The 2,064-nt window shown below is 64.0% G+C and carries 4 protein-coding genes and 1 pseudogene; 3 read left to right on the top strand and 2 right to left on the bottom strand.

The window, feature by feature from the left end; all coding sequences use genetic code 11:
• Positions 1–185, bottom strand: a 185-nt coding sequence (locus ACWDS7_RS48120; RefSeq protein ID WP_451934775.1) for an aldo/keto reductase, incomplete at its 3' end; no start/stop codon positions are given.
• Positions 186–291: 106 nt separating this feature from the next.
• On the opposite strand from ACWDS7_RS48120, the gene ACWDS7_RS48115 reads away from it, so the two are divergent.
• The 3 genes from ACWDS7_RS48115 to ACWDS7_RS48105 all read left to right on the top strand — a co-directional run bounded on the left by ACWDS7_RS48115 (position 292) and on the right by ACWDS7_RS48105 (position 1,854).
• Positions 292–579: a hypothetical protein gene (locus ACWDS7_RS48115; RefSeq protein ID WP_451934774.1), complete on the top strand. Its 288-nt coding sequence runs from the start codon at positions 292–294 to the stop codon at positions 577–579.
• 339 nt (positions 580–918) lie between these two features.
• The gene (locus ACWDS7_RS48110; protein ID WP_451934773.1) at positions 919–1,473 is read left to right on the top strand and encodes a TetR/AcrR family transcriptional regulator; all 555 of its coding nucleotides are present in this window, start codon (positions 919–921) and stop codon (positions 1,471–1,473) included.
• A gap of 24 nt (positions 1,474–1,497) precedes the next feature.
• A complete protein-coding gene (locus ACWDS7_RS48105) occupies positions 1,498–1,854 on the top strand; it encodes a hypothetical protein (RefSeq protein WP_306868370.1) in 357 nt (118 codons plus the stop codon).
• On the opposite strand, the pseudogene ACWDS7_RS48100 reads toward ACWDS7_RS48105, so the two are convergent.
• A pseudogene (locus tag ACWDS7_RS48100) lies at positions 1,855–2,064 on the bottom strand (hypothetical protein); the annotation flags it as partial. It abuts the gene before it with no gap.

Genomic DNA, 2,064 nt, shown 5'->3' with positions numbered 1-2,064 from the left:
GCCGAGTAGACGTCGGCGGTGTCGAAGAACGTCACCCCGGCGTCGGCCGCGCGGCGCACGATCGGCTCCGCCGTGGCTTCGTCGAGGACCCACTCGCTCCACTTGGCGGGGTCACCGTAGCTCATCATGCCGAGGCAGACCCTCGACACCTTCATGCCGGTGGAACCCAGACGCGTGTACTCCATGGTGAAACCTCCCGTTTCCACTATGGAGGCCCACCCTACGACCGGGCCCTCTGACGGAGATCACCGCCTCGGCCGGTGGGACGCCGCAGGGGAGGGAATCCGGGCTGTGCCGCTCGACGGAGAGCCGCCTCAGCGGTCGCGGCCTTCCCAGGGAAGTGATCTCTTCCTCGCCTGCGTAAAGGCTGATGTACGCCTCGCCTGCTGCGGCGTCGATCGAGAGGAGAACCGTTGTCGTGCCCCGGATGAGATGAAAGGAGTGGGGGCCGACCGGCCAATGAAGATCGCCATGCTGGCGCTCGGGCTCCCCCTTGACGAGCCGGATGAGGTCGGCGAGTTCCGGAATCCCCGTAAGGCGAACGTACCCCGGATCGTGCTCGGCGGTGATCCACCGTGACCGTGCCCCTAGGCAGTCAGGTGCTCCCCTCTGACCTCTGCGCGGACGCACACCTGCCCCTGCCGGATCGTCCCGTCTGCCGCAGGCCCGCCCGAAGGGGAGCCGGCGGCCTTGGTCTGCTCGGCTTGTCCCGGGTCGATGACGGACGGGGCGATCAGGCTTCCACCTCAGTCACCTACGGACCTCCTGGCGGCACGGCGATCATCCCGGAGCCGGAGCACCTCCGGCCGAGGCGTTCCGGCTCGGAGAATCACCGGCCTCGGGCGCGTTGAGGTGGCGATTCAGATTTAGGAACGATTGTTCTTGACTGAGTGTTCCTAAACCTCTTACGCTTCTGCCATGGGCCGACCGAGAGGGTTCGACGAGGTCGCCGTCGTTCAAGCCGCAGCCGAGCTCTTCGGCAGCCGGACCTACGACGGCATCTCCATCGATGAACTGGTAACTCACCTAGGAGTGCACCGCAACAGCCTGTACAAGACCTTTGGAAGTAAGCGGGGGCTGTATATGGCGGCTCTGCGGTGGTCGCTGGATCACAAGATCGCCCCGCTTGTCGATCACATCAGGGACGCGAGGGCTCTAGCCGAGGTCTCGCCGGAGGTGCTGAACGCGCCCTCCGTGAGACCCGCACTTGATCTGCTCCTCTTGGCTGCGGTTGAACGCGCACCCGTAGACGCGGAGGTGGCGGATTTGCTCGCCCAAGTGTTCACCGGGTTCGATCAGGCAGCAGAAGCGGCGATCCGATCGAACTCCTCCCACGAGCCGCAAACGCATCTGGCTTTCGCAGTCACTGCGGCACTTCTCGGACTTCACCTACGCGCCCGATCGGGAGCGGCTGAAGCCAGCGTCAAGCAGGCAAGAACGGCTTTGGTGGATCAACTCACTCCCCAGGCCTGACGCCCCAACCTCAAGGAGTAGAACATGGCAAGGATCAGCATTAACGGTGACAGCCTCGTCGTGGACATCGAAGGACTCGACAAGCTGTGGGCACTCAAGAGCCAGTTGACCATCCCGTTGGAGAACGTCCGTGGCGTGACTGCAGACCCGGGAATCATCAACGACCCGAAAGGCATTCGGAGCCCCGGGACGCACCTCCCCGGAGTCATTACCGCCGGCACCTTCCGTGTGGATGGCGAGCGGGTGTTCTGGGACGTCAGAGATGCGACCAAGGCTGTGGTCATCGAATTGGTCGATGAGCGTTACGTGCGCCTGGTCGTGGAGGTTGCTGATCCTCGTGCCACAGTGACACTCATCGAGAAGGCCCTCGCTGTTCGCTGATCATTCGGGAGCGCGGCGTAGTTCACCCTGTGATGAAGGTCCTCGCCGGATCGGCTCTTGCGTGATGACCGTCAGAGCTTCGGCGAGTGGGTGAGGCGGTGTGCCCTGGAGTGAAGCGGAGTGGATGTGCTTGCGGGACAGGCCGCGGTCGTTGACACCCTTGCCCATCGGGAAGAAGACCTTGGTGGCCAGCACGTAGTCGTCCCGGTC

Source organism: Streptosporangium sp. NPDC003464 (assembly GCF_053588315.1).
The sequence above is the reverse complement of the archived record's forward strand: the minus strand, read 5'-3'. Positions and strand labels throughout refer to the sequence as shown.